Source organism: Nocardia fusca NBRC 14340 (genome assembly GCF_001618425.1).
Taxonomy (GTDB): domain Bacteria; phylum Actinomycetota; class Actinomycetes; order Mycobacteriales; family Mycobacteriaceae; genus Nocardia; species Nocardia fusca.
Map to the genome: position 1 here is coordinate 50,528 of NZ_BDCU01000018.1, position 19,127 is coordinate 69,654.

General features: G+C 66.3%; 15 protein-coding genes. 7 read left to right on the plus strand and 8 right to left on the minus strand.

What is annotated here, in order from left to right:
* Positions 1–32: 32 nt before the first annotated feature.
* Positions 33–1,268, minus strand: coding sequence for a lipase family protein (locus NF4_RS09685; RefSeq protein ID WP_063814554.1), 1,236 nt, complete (start codon positions 1,266–1,268; stop codon positions 33–35).
* 663 nt (positions 1,269–1,931) lie between these two features.
* Here NF4_RS09685 and NF4_RS09690 point away from each other — a divergent pair.
* Positions 1,932–3,455 carry an alpha/beta hydrolase gene (locus tag NF4_RS09690; protein WP_232330382.1) on the plus strand — a complete coding sequence of 508 codons (1,524 nt, stop codon included), beginning with the start codon at positions 1,932–1,934 and terminating at the stop codon, positions 3,453–3,455.
* A 186-nt stretch (positions 3,456–3,641) separates the two neighbouring features.
* On the opposite strand, the gene NF4_RS09695 is transcribed toward NF4_RS09690, so the two are convergent.
* The 3 genes from NF4_RS09695 to NF4_RS39770 all read right to left on the minus strand — a co-directional run bounded on the left by NF4_RS09695 (position 3,642) and on the right by NF4_RS39770 (position 5,997).
* On the minus strand, positions 3,642–4,619 hold the full coding sequence (locus NF4_RS09695; protein ID WP_232330383.1) for an ATP-binding protein: 978 nt from the start codon (positions 4,617–4,619) through the stop codon (positions 3,642–3,644).
* Positions 4,620–4,894: 275 nt separating this feature from the next.
* Positions 4,895–5,746 carry a FecCD family ABC transporter permease gene (locus NF4_RS09700; RefSeq protein ID WP_232330384.1) on the minus strand — a complete coding sequence of 284 codons (852 nt, stop codon included), beginning with the start codon at positions 5,744–5,746 and terminating at the stop codon, positions 4,895–4,897.
* 122 nt (positions 5,747–5,868) lie between these two features.
* Positions 5,869–5,997: a hypothetical protein gene (locus NF4_RS39770; RefSeq protein WP_269749590.1), complete on the minus strand. Its 129-nt coding sequence runs from the start codon at positions 5,995–5,997 to the stop codon at positions 5,869–5,871.
* A 776-nt stretch (positions 5,998–6,773) separates the two neighbouring features.
* Here NF4_RS39770 and NF4_RS09705 point away from each other — a divergent pair.
* The 3 genes from NF4_RS09705 (at position 6,774) to NF4_RS09715 (ending at position 10,658) form a co-directional block, all read left to right on the plus strand.
* A complete protein-coding gene (locus tag NF4_RS09705) occupies positions 6,774–7,898 on the plus strand; it encodes a cytochrome P450 family protein (protein WP_063126968.1) in 1,125 nt (374 codons plus the stop codon).
* A gap of 471 nt (positions 7,899–8,369) precedes the next feature.
* A complete protein-coding gene (locus NF4_RS09710; RefSeq protein WP_063126969.1) occupies positions 8,370–9,413 on the plus strand; it encodes a radical SAM family protein in 1,044 nt (347 codons plus the stop codon).
* A 27-nt stretch (positions 9,414–9,440) separates the two neighbouring features.
* Positions 9,441–10,658, plus strand: coding sequence for a cytochrome P450 (locus tag NF4_RS09715; RefSeq protein WP_063126970.1), 1,218 nt, complete (start codon positions 9,441–9,443; stop codon positions 10,656–10,658).
* 174 nt (positions 10,659–10,832) lie between these two features.
* Here NF4_RS09715 and NF4_RS09720 read toward each other — a convergent pair whose 3' ends face one another.
* The 3 genes from NF4_RS09720 to NF4_RS09730 form a co-directional block, all read right to left on the minus strand.
* Positions 10,833–12,089, minus strand: coding sequence for a patatin-like phospholipase family protein (locus tag NF4_RS09720; protein ID WP_063126971.1), 1,257 nt, complete (start codon positions 12,087–12,089; stop codon positions 10,833–10,835).
* A 291-nt stretch (positions 12,090–12,380) separates the two neighbouring features.
* On the minus strand, positions 12,381–12,911 hold the full coding sequence (locus NF4_RS09725) for a YybH family protein (RefSeq protein ID WP_063126972.1): 531 nt from the start codon (positions 12,909–12,911) through the stop codon (positions 12,381–12,383).
* Between the two features lie 345 nt (positions 12,912–13,256).
* On the minus strand, positions 13,257–13,631 hold the full coding sequence (locus NF4_RS09730) for a hypothetical protein (RefSeq protein ID WP_232330385.1): 375 nt from the start codon (positions 13,629–13,631) through the stop codon (positions 13,257–13,259).
* 495 nt (positions 13,632–14,126) lie between these two features.
* On the opposite strand from NF4_RS09730, the gene NF4_RS38530 reads away from it, so the two are divergent.
* The 3 genes from NF4_RS38530 (at position 14,127) to NF4_RS09740 (ending at position 15,419) form a co-directional block, all read left to right on the plus strand.
* A complete protein-coding gene (locus tag NF4_RS38530; protein WP_198165316.1) occupies positions 14,127–14,339 on the plus strand; it encodes a hypothetical protein in 213 nt (70 codons plus the stop codon).
* A 19-nt stretch (positions 14,340–14,358) separates the two neighbouring features.
* Positions 14,359–14,682 carry a YciI family protein gene (locus NF4_RS09735; RefSeq protein ID WP_232330386.1) on the plus strand — a complete coding sequence of 108 codons (324 nt, stop codon included), beginning with the start codon at positions 14,359–14,361 and terminating at the stop codon, positions 14,680–14,682.
* 347 nt (positions 14,683–15,029) lie between these two features.
* Positions 15,030–15,419 carry a hypothetical protein gene (locus tag NF4_RS09740; protein WP_157120118.1) on the plus strand — a complete coding sequence of 130 codons (390 nt, stop codon included), beginning with the start codon at positions 15,030–15,032 and terminating at the stop codon, positions 15,417–15,419.
* 417 nt (positions 15,420–15,836) lie between these two features.
* Here NF4_RS09740 and NF4_RS09745 read toward each other — a convergent pair whose 3' ends face one another.
* Positions 15,837–18,635 carry an AAA family ATPase gene (locus tag NF4_RS09745; RefSeq protein ID WP_084533004.1) on the minus strand — a complete coding sequence of 933 codons (2,799 nt, stop codon included), beginning with the start codon at positions 18,633–18,635 and terminating at the stop codon, positions 15,837–15,839.
* Positions 18,636–19,127 lie beyond the last annotated feature (492 nt).

Here is a 19,127-nt window from a genome sequence, read left to right on the forward strand (position 1 = left end):
CTCGGCCGTCGGTGTTCGCGCACCGCGCGTCCTTACTGCTCCGCGCACCCCGGGGCCGGCGGGATGCCGGCGAAGCGGTCGGCGAGGAAGTTCATGCCGCCGAATGCTTCACCCGCCGCGGCTCCGATATGTCCCGGGAACAGCGAGTGGGTCGCGGTGAGGGTGGCGCCTTCGGCGCAGTAGGCATCGACGAGGGCGGTGTAGCCGGCGACGGGAATCTTCTCGTCGGAGACACTGTGGTACAGGTAGAGCGGGGCGTCGGGGGCGGTGCCACCGAGTTCGTTGGGGCGGGCGGCGGCGCGGAAAGCGGGATGCGTCGGCAAGTTCGGGACCGCGGCGAGGTCGTCGATGTGGATATCCGGGTATTTCTGGACCAGATCCGCACCGCAGGAGGATGTGTCCGCGGTGTGCAGGGCACTGCGTCCCTGGTCGTTCAGTAGATCGGACAGCCTGGAATCGGGTTCGTTGCGGGCCAGCCCCAGCAGGATCAGTATCGCCCCCGCCTCACCGTCGGCGCGTTGTGCCATGGACGGGATATCGGTCGGGACGCCGCCGGCGCTGACGCCGGCGAACTCCACGTCGGGTGCGTATTCCTGGCGCAGCTGCGCGGCCCACAGCGTGGCGAAGGCGCCACTCGAATACCCGAAGGCGCCGATCGGGCCGGCGGCATCGATCCCGGCCGGAGCGAAGGACCGGGCGGCCCGAATTCCGTCCAGGACTCCACGCCCGGATGTCACCCCGTCGAAGAGCCGCGACTGCGGCCCTTCGTAATCGCTGACCACGACGGCCCATCCGCGCCGGAGTGCGTCCGCGAGGAAGGGGGCATCCTGCGCGATGGCCGCCATATCGGTGCCGTTGCGTCCGCCGCGCAGGGTGAACGACGGTGCGCACCGGGTGTCGAGACTATTCTCGGGGACCTGGTACGACAACACCGGCCGCGGTCCGTCCGAGGGCACGGGTGGCACCAGCACCGTCGTCACGTCCAGTTGCGGATTCTCGTCCGAATCGGTTGTGCGATAACGTAATTGATACGCGTCCACCGGCAGCGGCAGGCCGAGCAGGGGGATCGTTCGCGACCCGAGCACCGTTCCGTTCGGATGCGACGCGAGGTCGGCCGGTGCGGCGTAGAAAGGATCCTCGCCGGGTGGCGGCACTGCGGCTCGCGCGACAGGCATCGACAATGCCGCCGGCAGCGCGACCGCGGCGAGCGCGAGGACTGCGAGCCAGAGGCGACCGATGCGCCGAAGCGTCACCGGTGGCCGGCGCATGCCGTCGACCGGGAGGCCCGATCCGCTGGTAGCCGGACATACTGTCCGGTCCCCGTTTTTCCGATATGTCGGCAGAGTCTGCTCGGGTTCCATCATGCCTCCCGCGTTCGACCGGCCAACCCGAAGCACTTCGGGCCCGCGCTGACCAGGCATGTCACATTTGGGCCAAGATCACGATAGCGTAACGACTGCCTGCACGATAGCATAACGATTGCCGGTTCCGGTTCGGCCGATCAGCAGCTCGCGAGGAGAGGTGCTGGTCGCAAGGACGGAGGTCGGTGACGGCACGGTCACCGAGCACGACGGCGGCATCCTGCCGATCCGCACCAGCGGGCTCGACCGAGGGTCGCCGACAACTGCCGCGGCCACCTGCGTGGAGGAGAGGTCGACCGGACGGAACCGATCCCGGTGCGCAGGCCGACCTCGACACGCCGGGGCATTGTCCGGCGAACGCCACTGCCGCACGAGACTGCGATCCTTGCGCCACGCCGGCTTCGCAAAAACAGATTTCAGGGCCCCGACCGCCGTGATCGTGGTGAGTCATGGGTGACGGCCGACCCGGGAGCCCGGGCTTCGGCAAACGACACAGCGCCGGTGCGAGACCCGAGATGTCCGAGCGGCGGAAACAGGATGCGGACACAGATGTCGCGGACAGGAGATCCGATGCCGATTCGATGGATTCGATGGCTTGTGTTCGGAGTCATCACGGCGGCCGCATTCGCCACAGTGCCGACGGGGCCGGCGAGCGCCGACCCGGTCGATGACATCCCGGGTGGGCTGGAGTCGTTCTATCACCAGCAGCTGGACTGGGGGTCGTGTAACGACGCGGTGCTCGATGGTGCGGGGGCGCAGTGCGCGGGTGTTGTCGTGCCGCTCGACTACAACCGACCGGACTCCCGCACGCTGACCGTGGCGATCTCGCGCCTCCCGGCCACCGACCCGGCCCGCAGGCACGGGATCATGCTGTCCAACCCGGGCGGTCCGGGTGGTCCGGGCCTGGGCATGATGGTCGACCTGCGGGATCGACTCACACCGGAGGTCCGTGCCCGATACGACCTGATCGGCATGGACCCGCGTGGTATCGGCCGCTCGGATCCGGTGAACTGTGCGCTGCCGCTGCCCACCATGTTGTTCTCGGCCGGTTTCGACGCCTTCGGCTTCGCACGCGACACCGCCCTGGCCGCCGCGCTCGCGGCATCCTGCGTGGCCCCCGATCCCGAGAAGGCCCGCCAGATCACCACCCGCAATACCGCCCGGGACATGGACATCATCCGCAGCGCATTCGGCGAGCGCCGGCTCAACTACTATGGCGGCTCCTACGGCACCTATCTGGGCGCGGTCTATTCGCAGATGTTCCCGCAGCGCACCGACCGGATGGTGCTGGACAGCGCCATGGACCCGGACCGCTACTGGATCGGCACGTACCAGGACATGGGTGCCGTCAACGAGGCCGGGCTCGACGACTGGGCGAACTGGGCGGCCCGCCGCGACGCCGACTACCACTTCGGTAGCAGCGGGCCACAGGTCCGCGCCTTCGTCGAGGACATGATCCGACGCGCCGCCACGCATCCGGTCGTCGGCAACGGCTATCTCATCGATGAACACACCGTGCCGATGATGCTGTTGGCGCTGTTGTCGAATCCGCAGAAGAACGCCGACCTCGCCGAGGTCGTGCGGCTCGTAGCCGACGGGGTGTCCGGGCTGCCCGTCGACTTGGAGCAGCTGAAAACGAAGATCAGCGGCGGCGTTCCGATGAATGCCTCGGGAATGGCCGCCGTCCTGTGCGGCGACCGGGCCGCACCCCGGGACCCGGCCTGGTATCGCCGCAACATCGAAAGTGTCCGGGCAACCCAACCGGTGTTCGGTGCGTTCGCCAACAACATCACCGCGTGCGCGTTCTGGCCGGACCCGATCGAGGAGATCACCGCTGTGCACAACTCGGCACCGGCCCTGATCCTGCAGGCGACCGGCGACACACGCACTCCCTATCAGCAAGGCCTTGCACTACACGAGGACTTGACAGGGTCGCGAATGGTTACGTTGGCGGACACCCGCGTGCACGGCGTCCTCCGCGCCGACCTGAGCCGCTGCGTGAACGAGACCGTCAACACCTACTTCCGTGACGGCACCCTCCCCGATGCCGACATGACCTGCAGGCCCGACCCCGGCTCTCTCCCCGATCACTAGGTCTCACCGGCTTCTCGGTCCGGACAGCGGGTCCGCCTGCACAGCCCCGCGCTTGCGAAACAGGGCCCCGTGCTCCGGGGTCGCCCGTCGATTGCGCACTGCCCTATCGCCTGCGACCACCGGTCGGTGGATGTGGAAACCGCCCGAGAAGGAGAGCTGGTCGCAGGCGAATCGGCTTCCGTTAGGTCAGTGAGTCGCCAGTGCGGTGGACTGCCCGGAGCGCAGGTCCGGTCGCAGGACGAAGTCCGGATCGATCTGTGTGATCACGTCGCGGCCCGCCCAGGCTTCGGCGTTGCGGATATGGAATTGCACCGTGTGGTGATGGTAGGTGTTCCAGTCCCGATCGACGGTGTCGAGTGCGTTCCGGATCTCGGCGAGAGCCTTGCGGTTCTCCGGTTCGAGGTCGGTGATCGGCCGGATATCGCCGCGTTCGGCGGCCCGTACGTGTGCGGAACGTCCTATCCAGCACAGCAGGTCGTCGCCGACCTGTTCGCGCAGGAACTCGAGGTCCTGGTCGTCGGAGATCTTATTACCGATCACCGCGATGCGGATGCCGAAATCCTTGGCGTAGTCGAGGTATTGACGATAGACGCCGACGCTGCGCAATGTCGGTTCGCACACCAGCGCGGTCAGATCGAAACGGGTGAACAGGCCCGACGCGAACGAGTCGGCGCCGGCGGTCATATCGACCACGACGTACTCGCCCGGGAGATCGACCATATGGTTGAGCAGCATCTCGGCGGCGCCGACTTTGGAGTGGTAGCAGGCCACCCCCAGCTCCTCTTCGGAGAACCGGCCGGTCACCATCAGCCGTGCCCCCTCGATTTCCCGTACGCAGGCGGAGTAGATCGGATTGTCCTCCACCACGCCGAGCAGCCGTGATCCGTTTCCCGGCGGGGTGGTCTTGAGCATCGCCTCACCAGAGGGGATGCGCGGGTTGCTGCCGCGCAGATAGTCCTTGATCAACGGCAGCTGGTCGGCGAGGGTCGGCAGCGACGCCGATTCCTCCTCGGTGGCACCCAGCGCGGTCGCCAGATGCTGGTTGATGTCGGCGTCGATTGCCAGTACCGGCACGGACTGCGCGGCCAGCTGGCGAATGAACAGTGAGGACAGGGTCGTTTTGCCGCTGCCGCCCTTTCCGACGAAGGCGATTTTCACCGCCACACTTCCTTCCCGTAGGTAACGAAATTCATGTTCGATAATGCCGCCGGGTAATGTATCGGACGCCTCGCCGGGTGTGCACGCCGGGCGGTGCCGAGGACAGTCGGAAGCGCACTCGCAGTGCGGATTTCGTAGTGACCGAAGGGGTGATGACCGGTCCTCCCGATCCGGGAGACCACCCCGAGCACACCCGTCGCCGATGTGCGCGTCGTCGTGAGTGCGATGACGGCGTAGAGCCGGACGGCGTGCTACTCGCCCGGCCCGACGCTGTCGGCGCATCAATACGAGGAGAAGGGGGGCGCCGACCACCGCGGTGACGATGCCCAGTGGTAGCTCACGGGGTGCGAAGCGAGCCGGGCCACCACATCGGCCACCACCAGAAACAGTGCGCCGAGCAGGGCGGACAGGGGCAGCAGACGCCGGTGCCCGGTGCAGACACACAACCGGGCGACGTGCGGGACGATCAGGCCCACGAACCCGATCGCCCCCGCGACGGCGACCACATCACCGATGGCCAGGGCCACGATGCCGAGGGTGATCATGCGTAGCCGCCCGGGGGACAGGCCGAGTGCACGCGCAGTATCGTCACCGGCGGCGAGCATGTCCAACCGGGTGGCGAGCAGAACGAGTGCGAGGATCGCGACAACGGTGACGGCTGTGGTGGTGGCGACCGAGGGCCAGGCGGCCGAGCCGAGTGAGCCCAGTAGCCAGAACAGCACGGTGCGGGCGCCCTCCTGATCGTCGGAGGCGAAGATCAGGAAACTGGTGGCGGCGGAGAACAGGTAGCCGATGGTGACCCCGCCGAGCAGCAGCCGCAGCGATGTCATCTGCCCGTTGAGGTGGGCGATCGCGACCAGAAGTGCGGTGGCCAGCACGGCTCCGGTGAACGCGCTGGCGGCGGACGCCCCGGCGGCCACGGAACCACCGAACAGCAGGGATACCGCCGCGCCGGTGGAGGCGCCGGAGGTGACGCCGAGGATATGCGGATCGGCCAGCACATTGCGGACCAGGGTCTGCAAGACCGCCCCCGCCACCGCGAGAGCGGCGCCGACCAGCGCGCCGAGCAACACCTGGGGGACCCGTACCAGCCACACGATCGAATCCTGGGCTGTGCTCCAGTCGGCGGTCACGGGCACTCCCACGGTGTGGTGGCCGATGATGCGCGCCACCGTGAGTGGCGGGACCGATACCGGGCCGAGCCGGTGGCGATCAGGAGTACCAGCACCAGTGCGATACCGAAGCCGCCCAGCCATCACAGCATCCGGGCGCGGTCGCGCGCCTGGCCGAGGCCCAGTAGGACGGTGTCGGTGACCGTGGCCGGCGTCTCCGGCGGCGCTTCCTGGGCCACTACTGCGAGGCGGGCCGCGAGGGCTCGGCCCATCCGGAACGCTTCGAACGCCGTGTCCTGATCGGCTTGGGGGACGATGCGGCGAAACGGCCGAAACCGCCCTATTGGGTGCTTTTGCCGAAACCGTCACCACCCGCGGTATCGAAGCGGACCAGGCGCCGATGCTGCCGGCGCCGGCTCCGGTGATCGGGACGCTGGTCCGGGAGGCGATTCCCCGCAATTTTCGGAAAGTGACGGGGAGCCCCACGGTGACATGCAGCCTCGCCCGGTCGCAACAAGACGGTCGCCGACCCAGAATTCTCAGCCACGAATTTTGGCGGAAATGTGACATATAAAAGACGTCGACAACGGACTACGGCTTCGCGTGCCGAGGCGAAACCGCTCGGATGGTGCGGGATTTCCGTAATGCGGACGCGTGGACCCGGAACGCGTTGTCGCCGAGATGGTTTGGATCAAAGAGGCAAGGCATGGGTCCTGCCTGCGATTTTGGTTGACCTGGGGCCGCTGGACGACCGCTCCGGCCGGATGCCGGTGCAGCGTGGAGTGGTCGATCGCACCCGCCTCTCGCTTGCGGGCGATCCGCCACACCAATACTGTTCCGACACAAGGGATGTCCTATAGAGGACAATCTCTCGGATCTGTCGCTGTTGTCTTCATTGGAGTTCCCGGCATTGACCAAGTCTCTTCCTTCGTCCCAAACCGATACCGCCGGATGCCCCTACTCCGTTCACGGTCCGACCGGTGCGCCGCCTCGCGTTGCTCTGTACACCGAGGAGTATGCCGCCGATCCGCATCGTGTATTCGCCCAGATGCGTGACCGGTACGGAACTCTCGCGCCGGTGGAGCTGGCCCCCGGTATTCCGGCCACGTTGGTGCTCGGTTACCACACCGCGATCGATATCTACAACGACCCCGATCATTTTCCGGCCGACGCGCGGTCGTGGGAGAAGACCGTTCCTGCCGACCATCCGCTCATGCCCATGATGGCATGGCGTCCCAATGTAATGCGTAGCACCGGACGGGAGCATGCCCGGTACCGGCAGGCGATCGCCGCCGCTCTCGACGGGGTCGATCTGTTCTCTATGCACCGGAACGTCGAAGAGGTTGCGGCGCCGCTGATCAACGACTTCTGTATGGACGGCCGAGCCGAGGTGATCGGCCAGTACGCCTTCCCGCTGACCTTCCAGGTGCTCAACGCCATGCTGGGTTGCCCGGCGGATCTGGGGCAGCACATCGCCGCCGGGATGGCCGCCATGTTCGAAGGCGGTGCCGCCGCCACCGACGCGGACGCCAGGATCAACGAAGCACTTCTGGAGCTGGTCGCACTCAAGCGCGCCGAACCCGGCCGCGACATCACCTCTCGTCTGGTGGGTCACCCGGCAGGGCTCGAGGATGCGGAGATGGTGCACCAATTGGCCGTGCTCTACGGGGCGGGGATCGAGCCGCTGACCAATCTGACGGTCAACACCCTGCTTCTCATGATCACCGACCCGCGGTTCACCGGCACATCGTCACCCGGCGCGGCCCCGACGACCCGGGACGCACTGAACGAGCTGCTGTACACCGATCCGCCGATGGCGAACTACTGCCTCAGCTACCCGAGGCAGCCGATCATGCGGGACGGAGTCTGGTTGCCCGCCGATCAGCCGGTTGTCATCGGCATGTCGGCGTGCAACAACGATCCGGCGATCCACTCGGGTCAGTACACCGACAACAACGCTCACCTGGCATGGGGTGCGGGCCCGCACGCCTGTCCTGCCAAGTCGATCGCCTATATGGTCGCCCAGAACGCGATCGATCAGTTGCTCGACGCGCTCCCCGAAATGCGGCTCGGCTGCTCGGTGGACGAACTGCGCTGGCGGCCGGGGCCTTTCCATCGCGCACTCTCCGCGATGCCGGTGGAGTTTCCCCCCACTCCACCGCTCGGGTTGTGACGTCGTCGTGGTGCAGCCACATCGGTTGCACCACGACGATCGGCGCTGTCGCCGGCATGCCGTATCTCGGCCGCGCTGGGTCTGTAGAATATGCACATCGAATCCCGTTGCGCCGTAATAAGTCCGACAATCTAGGTATAGATAGCCAAGAGTGTCGGGGATGGCGTGGAATCATCACGCTGTAGCAGGGTTTGTCCTAGAATCATTCGTAGCGCTAACGAGCTCAGAACCCCAAGACCGCTCCGTATCCGCATTCTCGCCAACCCTCTGCCGATCCGCTCGATCGGCAACGCATCGGGAGTACTGTCGATTTTCGACATGTTCGACTCGCCGGTGACATCCAGCAGCGCGCAAATCTTGCCGCATCGCACCGAGGAGGATGTCGTGTCTCAGCCTGTTTTCCTGGACGTCAGGCCAAGCAAGGAACGCATTGTAACCAGAGCATTCGAACTCGCGCAAGAGGATCCGGCTTTGGCGGAGCGTTTGTTGCGCGTGAACGAAGTAGCCCGAGGTATCCGAACCGTGGAGGTCTGGGTTACCGACGCCTGTAATCTACGGTGCAAGGGCTGCTGGTTCTTCGAACACGATATGGACAAGCAGAGCGTCGAGATTCGTGATCTGGACACCATCCGCGCGTTCGCCGAAGACCTGCGCGATTCCAAGAAGATCACCAGTACGCTACTGATCGGCGGGGAGCCGGCGCTGGTCCTGGACCGGGTCCGCGTGTTCGCGGAGACGATTCGCAATGTCACCGTGGTGACGAACGGCACGCGGCCGATACCCTATGACGGGCTGGAAGACCTCGCCATCGCGGTCTCCCTGTGGGGCGGTGGTCCGGTAGACGACGAGTTGCGTGGTCACGGACCCAACGGCCGGCGGATGAGCGGGTTGTTCGGCAAGGCGCTGCGCACGTACGCCGACGACCCGCGGGCCACCTGGGTCTACACGCTCAGCGAGGCCGGGATGCCGTACCTCGAACGAACCGTCGAGGCCATCGCCGGCAACGGCAACCAGATCAATTTCGGCTACTACAGCGACAACGGCACCGATCCCACTGCGCGACTACGCAATGAAGAGCGGGCGATCGAGGAAATGACTCGCATGCGCGAGACCTACCCCGACACCGTCATCGGCCACCCCTACTACTTCCGCACGCTGGTGACCGGCCGCACGCATTGGGGTACCTTCGGCGCGGAGACCTGCCCCAGCATCAGCAACGATCACCCGGCGCATGCCCGGCGCCTGACCGAGGGTCACCCGATCGTGGGCCGCTTCAACGCCTACCGGACCGATCACAGTGTGCAGTACTGCGCCACCACCGGAGACTGCGACAACTGCCGGGACAGTCAGGCCGTGTGGAGTTGGCTGCTGGTCAACATGCACCGCTTCCTCGGCGATCGTGATCAGCTGAACACCTGGGTGACGTTGGCCGAGCAATTCTATCGCCAGTACTACTGGTCCAGTTACCATCCCGCCCGGCAGGCAGCACCAGCCGAAACGGTGGTCGGTGCCTAGGGAAGGCGAAATCCGACCATGGCAACAATGTCTCTGGAGAAGGCGCGGCTCTTCTCGGATGTCCTTCGCGGTGACCCCGGCGCCCGGATCCTCTGGGCGCGACCGGGGACCGACCGGCACCGGCAATACGAGAAGGTCCGCGCCCGAGGTGCTCTGGCCACCAGCCGTCGCGGCCTGCTGTTCACCGCCGCCCACGGCCCGAGCCGGCAGGTGCTCACCGGCGGCGATTTCGGCCCGGCGCCCATCGGGGCGTCGGCCCGACGTCGTCACGCGGCCGGCGACGTCACGCTGGTGCATCCGGTCGACGACTCCTTTCTGAAACTGGAGCCGCCCCGGCACACGGAGCTGCGCTCCCTGGTCGCTCCCACGTTCCACCGGCGCGAACTCGCCGACCTCGGCCCCCGGATCGAAAAGATCGTCGGGCACTGCCTGAACGAGCTTCCTCGCGGCCGGGTCACGGATCTGATCACCAACTATGCCGAGGCCGTCCCCATGGCGGTGATCTCGCATATCCTCGGGCTCCCGGACACCGAGGCCCCGCGCTTCGCCGCGTGGGGAAACGTGCTCGCCTCATTGCTGGACGGCGCCAGAACAGCGGAGGAACGCCGGCGTTCCCGTGCCCTCGTCAGCGAGATGACAGCGTACTTCAGGGATCGCCTGACCCAGGCGGACCCGGAGGGGCCCGGGCTCATCGCCGGTTTGGCGCAGCAGTGTCCGGCACAACTGAGCCTGCGCGAGGCCATCGCCACGTGCAGCATGCTGCTGGTCGGCGGCTTCGGCACCACCACCCATCTTCTCGGAAACACCCTGCACACGCTGCTGCGGCAGCCGCACCTGCGCCCGGCCGACGGCGATTACACGGCGGTGATCGAAGAATCCCTCCGCTACGACGCCCCTGTCCAGTACGTCGTCCGGGTCGCCAAGACCGATACCCGGCTCGCCGGTCGCGCCATCACCGCGGGAACGCCGATCGTGGTGCTTCTGGCCGCGGCGAATCGTGATCCGGAAATTTTCCCCGACCCACACGTATTCGATCCCCTACGCCGGGAGCCGCATCGCCACCTCACCTTCGGTGCGGGGACCCACTTCTGTATCGGCGCCACCCTCGCCCGTGCGGAAGCGGCTATCGCTGTCCAACGTTTCTTCGAACGGTATCCGCACGCGCACGTCGCGGGGAAGGTGGCGCCGCTGCGTTCTCGCGCGCTCCACGGGTTGCGCCGACTGCCCGTCGTCGTCGACGCGTGAGTGCGAGGGGTTGCTCTGCGCCGTGCCGAGCCGCCGGAGCACGTGCCGTCGCGGCGTTCGAGGTACCGCCTCGTCGGGTGGACTTCCGGCCCCGGGGGGGGGGGGACCGTCGATACCGCCCGGCCCGGTTCTGTCGCCATAGTGACCTTTATGGTGACCGGATTGTCGGGATGTTCACCTGCTGCTCTCTCGGGTGGTCGACACCGGTCCTCGTGGTCCGGTCCACCATGGCAGCCGTTGTGCCGGTGCGCCGTCGAGTGCGGCGTCGGCGTGACGCCGACCGAGTTCGATGGATGCTTCGATGAAATCGCGGTCGAAGTACAGGTAGCTGAACAAATCGCCGCGGCGTGGTCCGTCGCCGCTCAACGCGCGGCCCAGCATCCGTAACTCTGCCCGACGCAGCGTCGACACGATTCCGCTCTGACGATGGCGTTGCTCGGCGAAAACCTCCTCGGCGAGGTCACCCAGGGTCGCTCGCGTGGGCGGTGTGATGGGGAGGAAGGGGATGATCTTTTTCGGCGGCTCGGTCGTGGTGGCGGATACGGTCGAGTCCACCAACATGTTGATCTTGGCCAGCGTGCGCACATCCTCGATCATGCGGTCGACCAGCGCGGCATCCATCAACCGCACGATGACGTCGTCCACGTCGGGCGGCAGGTTGTTCGCGGGTGCCGGCGGTGGGGAATCGATTACGGGGTGGGTCGCCACGACCACGATCGCCTCGGTGCCCAGTGCGATCGCGGGTTTGAGTGGCGCGTTGAGTCGTATTCCGCCGTCCAGATACCAACCGGCACGCCGCGGCGGATCGCTGACCTGTACAGGTGGGAACACGACCGGAATCGCCGCCGAAGCGAGTACATGCTCGGCCGTGATCTCGACGGCCACGTAATCGATCGGCCGTTCATCGTCGGACGGCGGCAGCGGTGCTTCGTCGGCGCGGTCGACGAACACCACGGTCCGATTGTCCGCACCGGATGTCGCGACCACTGCCAACGTGGCTCGCCTCTCGGTTATGTTGAGGCGCAGCATTTTCCAATCGATAGCGGTGTGGGCTGTGCGGTGCAGGGGAGAAGTATCGAGCAGATTGGTCAACTGCACCCCCGGCATCCCCAGCAGTTGACCGGCAGTGCGGCCCACGAGGCGAGGCAGGCCGATCACCGGGGACCGGAACACGTCGCGGACGGTGATGTCGCGCCACACCTGCAGCGCCTGCTGGGCCTGCTCGTCCGGCGGCAGATGGGACAGGGCGGCGAAGACCGTCGCGTTGATGGCTCCGGCGCTGGTGCCGACGAACCGCACCGTGTCCACACCCGCGTTGCGCAGGCGCGGCACCAGCACCGAGAGCACGCCGGCCTCGTAACCACCACGAGCTCCCGCACCCGCCACGACAACGCTCACCCGGTGGGGCGGGGTATCAGTCCAGTCGATCACCAGTGACCTCCTTCGTTCCAGTGAAGTTTCTGCTCAGCAGTGCGTCGGGGAATACCTGCAGCATTCTCGGGGTGAATCCCCGGATTCCGGCGTCTCGCCGACGCCGGAACCGGGTACAGATCGCCTGCCAGGATATGAGCAATTCACCTCGGGGGCCGTCAGCGAACGGGCCCGCGCGTCCGGGCCGGTCCGGTGCCGGCGGCGCCCGTGGAACGGTCCGCGTCGACGCTGTCTCGCCGCATGTGATGTTCACGCGGGCGCTGAGCCGGGTCCTGGCTCAGGACAGGCTTCTCACTCCGAGCTCCCGAACGCTTTCCCCCGCAGACTGAAACGCGCGAGAAAACTGGTTGTGACCAGCCCGAATATGGATCGGCCACCGCCTCGGGCGGGAGATTCCTTCTCGGACGCGAACCAGACTTGAAAATTCGCCGGATTGACCGGGAGTGAGATGTGCTCGTGCGTTATCGCCCACACGTCGTCCGTCCGTCGCAGACAGACTGTTTCGCGCACCCATATCGGCAGCTCGATCCCGCCGCGGCGCATTCCAGAGTCCAGGTGGAGCATGTGGGCGAAAGCCGTGTCTTCGGCTGTCATAACGGTCAGATCGTGGGTTTCCAAGCCGATGGGGCCTACGTACCCTTCGAACCATCGCACGAAGTTGCGGCGCACTTCGTCGGGACCCGTGAACCGCAAGGGTGCCACGGCATCGTAATAGACGATGTCCGGTGAATAGAAGGACATGAGGCGATCGATGTCCTTGGACCGCTGTGCGTCGGTGCGGCTCTCCAGCAACGCCCTGATCTGGACCTCATGCGAGATCATCGTGTCTCCGTTCGAGATTTCCCGGCTGCGGCCGACTGCTTGGCAGCCGACCCCGCGCTTGCAGTAATCCGACGAAGTAGCCCGGACAAATGTGAGGTGCCACCGATATCGCGGCGCCGCGGTGCAACCCGGTGAGGGGCCGGGCGAATGACACGACGTCGGTAGGTCGTGGAGTATTCCTAGGCGGAACCCGGGCGGGAAGGACATCGGGTATCGCAGCACCTGGTCGAGCAGCTCCGTTCGGCTCCCGGCCACCGAGCTCGGCACCTGCCCGCACGCACGGGTCATCAGCGTCGAGGGTCGGTACGGCGCATGATGTTCAGGCCGTCTCTCGGTGTGGTCGGATCAGTCACGATAGATCGTTACGTAGGCGTTGGTCGCGGGTCCGATACTGGTGGGCCCCAGGCATGTGGCCGCACCCTGGCCGGTGGGTGGGAAGGAGCCACTCCAGGAGCCCTGGTACGGGCCGATGGCCATGAGCGGAAACGCATTCGGTACGCCGTGCAGGCCGAAGCACTCGACGATCAGTGCGTATTCTCTGCCGGCAGGCGCGTCGAGGTCATGGCAGGCCGCTGTGGCACCGAAAAGGTCCCGCGTGACGGTACAGTCCTGCGGTGCGGCTTGGGCTGTACCGGAGCCGATCACCGTGGCAAAGCCCAGTATCGACACGGTCACCGCCCCGGCCGCGACTCGCGCGGCAGCAGCTGTCGTTCTCTTCATCGAATTCCTTTCGATAGATCAGCTGATCATCGGATGCCGACTCGAGGTCATTCCGGGAGAACCACCTGCCATGGCAGGTTGCTCTCTTGGTGGAGTGCCTCGCGCATGGGGTGTTGCCGGACAGTTCGACCTGTTAGTTGTCTCTGGCACCGACTCGCCATGTCGATTGGATTATCTGGGCTCGGCCGGGTTGCGGGTAACACGTGAATAGCCAGTCCTGGCCAGGCGCAACAAGACCGGCAATATGACCGATATCGACTTCTTTGCCGGTCGGGCAGACTGAGGCCCCGCCGCCGGTGAACGAGTGCCGAGGAGATGGCCCGGCAGGTGAGCTGCACGTCGGCATGAATGCCCGGTTCAACGGCGTATTCCCGGCAAACGGTGGCCAATCGAAGGGAGCAGGAGAAAGTCGTGACTACCGATTCCGGACAGAAGACGATCGACAACGGGGCGCACACCCGTGCCACGCTGCCGCAGGCAGGTGAGAGATAGCTGATGGGTTCGCACCGTTTCCTCGGGCCCGGCGCCGGTGCCGCGCGCGAAGCCCCGACCGGCCCCAGCTGCTCCTGGAAGTTCATCCAGGCCGACACCCACCGCGTGGATGTCTCCGCCCAGGAGAAAAACCCCAACGGGCTGCCGAAAGAACACCATCAATCCGTATTGAAGGAGAACCGCAGTGCCGCAATACTTCCTGACCCTGCCCCATGACAGTGCCGAGGAACCGACGATGGACTCGATACAGGATATGGACCCCGCCGAACTGGAAACGATGATGGCCGCCGTCGACAAGTTCAACAGCGACCTCGCCGCCGCCGAGGCGCTGGTCGCCGCCGGCGGGCTGCACCCGCCCTCGACCGCGATCACCGTCGACGCCACCGGAAACGTCCCGTCGCACATCCGGGCGCCCTTCGTCGAGGCCACCGAGTACGTCGGTGGCTTCTGGATCATCAACGCCGACGACGAATCCGCCGCCGTGGCCTGGGCCGAACAAGCCTCCACCGCACTGGGGTCACGCATCGAAGTCCGCGCACTCCAAGAAGCACCCCGGTAGAGATGTGACAGAAGCCGCCAGGGCACGAACACTGCGGGACTCGCTGAACCGGGAAAGTGCCCGAACGCAGCACATCTGCCGGTTGGGCGACCGGAACACCGCATAGATGCCCGCCGCCGCGGCGAGGGGGTAGGTCGCCGCCCGCCGGCCCGAGAAGGGATGTCGTGATGTTCGGGAAACTCTGTGAGGGTCTGCGGGACAGAATCTTGAAATCTGTCGAGGCGACGAGCCGGAAAGCCGCACAGACTGATCGGAGCGTAGCCGACGGGCTTCGAATAGCCGCCAGCGATCTCGGCCGGGCGGACAGAACCTTCCGTCCGAGTCCCTTCGAGCAGGCGATGCAGACCATGGGATCGAAGAAGCCGGAGGTGCTGGGCGGGGGGATGAGCATGACCTACCTCGCCGCCACGCCGCCGGGTTCCCGGTCGGTGTACAAGCCGGACTTTTTCGAGAACCTGCCATTGTGCCCGAGAGACGCAGGGATACGGCGCCTCCGATACGGCATCCCGGTCGGAGCCGGGAATCTGGCCGCCCGTGAGGTGAGCGCCTACCGGCTCGACGAAGCACTGGGGTTCGGTCGCGTCCCACCCACGGGCCGGGTACAGGGACCGTTCGGGCCGGGCTCCAACCAGCAGTGGGTGTTTCCGAGTCCCGCGTACCCGGCGCTGGTGCGGAGGCAATTGGCCGATGCGGCCGGGGTCACCCCGGAAGCCCGTGGATTCGCTCTCCCTTCGTAAAGCAGTTTCACCACGTCGAACTGAGTGCGGACACACTGGCTCGGGCGCGCGCGGTCGACCCCGATCACCTCCGTGCCGCCTGGACGGACGCCGGGCTCGGTGAGAAGGCGATCGAGGGTGCGCTGGCACGGTGGCGCGAAATCTGCGACCACGGCGCCATTACCGGCGCCGCCTGGCCGGGCGAGATCAACGACGTTGTGGTCAAGCCGAGCACAGCGGCGCTACCCCTCGGGTGGTTGGAAAGCTCACGTCGGTGACGCCCGTGAGCAAGCGCCGCAGCGTCGGCGGTGACCGTGGCGGCCTTCCCGCGTCGGTGGGTCGAGTACGACGTGTCGTTCGATCGTTCCCAGAGTTTCGAGGCTGTGGCCCGTCCCGCGCCTGGTTGGGAATCTCGGCCTACGGCTCCGTCCGGGGCACTCATCGCTGGTTGGTAGCTCGGTTCTCGCGCTTGCGGGCGCCCTGGTCATTGCCGGCTTCGGTCAGCAGGATCCGGGTGAGTTCGGCACGGGAGTTGACTCCGGCCTTCTGGTACATCTTGCGCAAGTGGTAGTCGATCGTCCGGGTGCTGAGGAACATCTGTGCCGCGATATCCCGGTTCGTGTAACCGTCGGCGACGGCTTCGGCGATCCGTGCTTCCTGCGGCGTGAGTTGCACGGTACTGGTGGCAGCGCGGGGTTGGATGCGTACGCCTGTGGCGCGCAGTTCTTCTCGGGCGCGATCTGCCCAGAGGTTGGCACCCAGCGTCTGGAAGGTCTCCAGGGCGGAGTTGAGCGGCGCACGGGCCTCGAACTTCCGTCGGCCGCGGCGCAGATGCCGACCGAAAAGCAGTTGGGTTCTCGCCGTCTCGAACGGCTGGTCCGTGTGTTCGTGCAGTTCCAGTGCGCGACGGAAATCGGCTGCCGCGTGCTCGGGCGGGGCGAGTAGTGCGCGGCATCTGGCGGCCAAGGCGTTCAGTTCTGGTGTGTCGGCGGCCTGCGCCCATCGGGTGAACAGTGCCAGTGGTTCGGCGGCCAGGTCGGCGTGGTTCGACTGGACCGCCGCCTCGACCAGGTCGGGCACGTTCACCACGGTGACGCTGAGGTAGGAGCCGCCGGCCGGCGGCTGGAAGTGCAGCAGCGCCTGTTCGGGCCTGCCGGCCGCAAGTTCGAGCAGGCCGAGCGCGCGCTGGACGAGGACGACGATGCTGACCATGCCGTGGGCGATCGCGTCGGCCATGACGCGGCCGGCGAGCGTACGGGCCGGCTCGTCGTCGCCGCGCAGCGCTGCCAGCATGACCTGGGCGCCGCGAAACGCGAGGTGCGCGTTCCGCTGTCCGGTTTCCTCCGTCAGCCGGTAGCCTTCCTCCGCGAACGCGTCCGCCGAACGGAAACGCCCGCTTGCCAGGTCGTCGATGACCACCCGCCACAACGCCCAGGACAGGGACACCGGTGTCCCGAGGCGTCGTGCGTGTTGCATCGCGATCTTGCTCAGGTGTCGCCCGCGCTTCCGGTCTCCGAGTTCCCAGATCATCCCGGCGGCCCAGGCTGCCGGACTCGGATCTGTCAGGTGCTCTGCCGCGTCCAGATCGCCGGGCTCCAATCCGGCTTCCTTTCCCTTCAGGGTTCGGCAGGTGCCGCGCAGGAGCCGACCGAGAATCTCCCACACGCCGCTGCCGGAGAGATCGTGCTGCTCGACCACGTTCGACAACTCTGCCCACGCATCCGCCGCGTTGGCGGCGAAGCCGGCTTCCCAGAACCGCATCAGCACCGGGATCGACTGTTGCGAACCCGCTTCCAGCGCGCTGGGGAGGATCGGGCGCAGCATCGCCAAAGCGTCGGCGGGCCGGCCGATGTGCAGTTCCAGCGACGCCCGCAGCAGGGTTGTCCGGAAGCGAAGGGGCTCGAGTGAACTATCCGGTTCGATGCCCTCCAGCATCGTCTTGGCCCGGTCGAAATCTCCGCCATGCCACCATGCTTCCGCGGATTCGAGCCTGCGCCGGGCCCGACTCAACCCGGGCTCACCCACTTCCATTGCCCGGGCGAGCAGAGCAGCGGTGGTGGCGGAACTCGATCGGGCGGCGCGGCGCGCCGCTTGCTCCAGTTCTCGGGCGACATCCTCGTCACGTCCTTCCACCCCCTGTCCCAGATGCCACGCACGACGTTCGTCTTCGTCATCTACCGCGGCTGCCAAGGCTCGATGGGCATTGCGCCGATCCGCCACTGTGGCCCCGTGATAGACAGCGGAGCGAATCAGCGGGTGCCGGAACACCACCGTCGGCCCTTCCACGGTGACCAGGTCGTCGAGGTCGCCGAGTCCTTCGATAGCGGATTCGAGGTCGGCATCGAACACAGACGCTGCCCGGCGCAACACGTCCCACCCGAGATGGCCGTCCGCGGCGATCAACAGCATCAGGCGCTGTAGTGGTTCGCTGTGACAACGAACCCGACGCAGGAACGCCCGCTGCAACTCCTCGACGAGTGGCAGGGGCCTCGGTGGCACGCGTGTACCGACGACCGTGGCCGGGAGTTCGCGGATCGCCAGCGGATTGCCCGCAGTGGCATCCAGTACTACATCGCGCTGCAACGGAGTCAACCGCGTACCGACCTGTTCGACGAGCAGCTGACGCGCCGACGATCGGTCCAGGCCGGCCAACGGCAGGTCCACACCTCCCGTAAGTTTGAGGCGGTGCCCTTCGTGGGCGCGTGCTGCCAGCACCAGCGCGATCGGCTCGGTGTCCAGACGCCGTGCCACGAACTCGAGGACATTGATCGACGCGTCGGCGGCCCAGTGTGCGTCGTCCACTATGCAGAGCAGCGGGTTGTCCTCGGCCAGCTCCGACAGCAGCGACAGCGCCGCCAAGCCGACCAGGAATCGATCCGGGGTAGGTCCATCCGCCAGCCCGAACACCACCCGGAGTGCGGCTGCCTGCGGTTCGGGTAGCCGATCGAGCAGCTCGAGCGCAGGTTTCAGCAGGTGGTGCAGTGTCGCGTAGCCGAGGTCGGATTCCCATTCGACGCACGTCACATGTAATACGCGCATATCTGCGGCAGCACGGGCAGCATCATCCAGAAGTGCGCTTTTGCCGATTCCCGGCTCCCCGTGTACTACAGCGAATCCACCGTTGCCTGCCTGTGCCCGTTCCATCAGGGCTGCCAGTGCACCGCGTTCCTGCTGCCTGCCATAGAGGGTCGCCGCCGCAGTGTCCGGACCCGCTGGTGAGGGACGCGAGATCGTCATCGGGATGTGAGTCTCATCATTCTTCGAAAGTCACTGTTCGGGCACACCGATCCGACACCGATCTCACGAGGTCCGATCGTCGGACAGCATCCCCTTTGTCCGGTGGTTCGAACATGCGGTATCGGTGTCCGGGGTCCGACCGCGTGATCGTACCGAATCCGGCATTCGAATCCACAGTGCCTGGGCCATGGCCGCCGCAGGGGCAGCGCCGGTGGCCGACCACCAGCGTTCGATCCGGTGGCCTATCGGCGCCGCAACGTGGTCCAACGCTGCTTCAACCGGTGGTGGCAGTCGTCGAGCTCGTGGCGGGCCTTTTCCTGGTGACCTCGACCGCCGGCTGACTCGGCGATCGATCGGGCGGCCCGTATGAGCCGGACCGCGGTGCAGGCGGCCGAATCCCTGGAAAAGCGGGGCCGGCTACATGAGCCCCGGTATTTCTCCCCTGGGTGGGTGTCCGGACGTCACCCATGCGGGTGACATCATGAGTTGACC

Excerpts from the sequence above, each read along its gene's own strand:
- NF4_RS09685 (WP_063814554.1), bottom strand. The coding sequence starts at position 1,268 with ATGCGCCGGCCACCGGTGACGCTTCGGCGCATCGGTCGCCTCTGGCTC.
- NF4_RS09690 (WP_232330382.1), top strand. The coding sequence starts at position 1,932 with ATGCCGATTCGATGGATTCGATGGCTTGTGTTCGGAGTCATCACGGCG.
- NF4_RS39770 (WP_269749590.1), bottom strand. The coding sequence starts at position 5,997 with ATGGGCCGAGCCCTCGCGGCCCGCCTCGCAGTAGTGGCCCAGGAAGCG.
- NF4_RS09705 (WP_063126968.1), top strand. The coding sequence starts at position 6,774 with ATGCGTGACCGGTACGGAACTCTCGCGCCGGTGGAGCTGGCCCCCGGT.
- NF4_RS09715 (WP_063126970.1), top strand. The coding sequence starts at position 9,441 with ATGTCTCTGGAGAAGGCGCGGCTCTTCTCGGATGTCCTTCGCGGTGAC.
- NF4_RS09725 (WP_063126972.1), bottom strand. The coding sequence starts at position 12,911 with ATGATCTCGCATGAGGTCCAGATCAGGGCGTTGCTGGAGAGCCGCACC.
- NF4_RS09730 (WP_232330385.1), bottom strand. The coding sequence starts at position 13,631 with ATGAAGAGAACGACAGCTGCTGCCGCGCGAGTCGCGGCCGGGGCGGTG.
- NF4_RS38530 (WP_198165316.1), top strand. The coding sequence starts at position 14,127 with ATGGGTTCGCACCGTTTCCTCGGGCCCGGCGCCGGTGCCGCGCGCGAA.
- NF4_RS09735 (WP_232330386.1), top strand. The coding sequence starts at position 14,359 with ATGGACTCGATACAGGATATGGACCCCGCCGAACTGGAAACGATGATG.
- NF4_RS09740 (WP_157120118.1), top strand. The coding sequence starts at position 15,030 with ATGGGATCGAAGAAGCCGGAGGTGCTGGGCGGGGGGATGAGCATGACC.
- NF4_RS09745 (WP_084533004.1), bottom strand. The coding sequence starts at position 18,635 with ATGACGATCTCGCGTCCCTCACCAGCGGGTCCGGACACTGCGGCGGCG.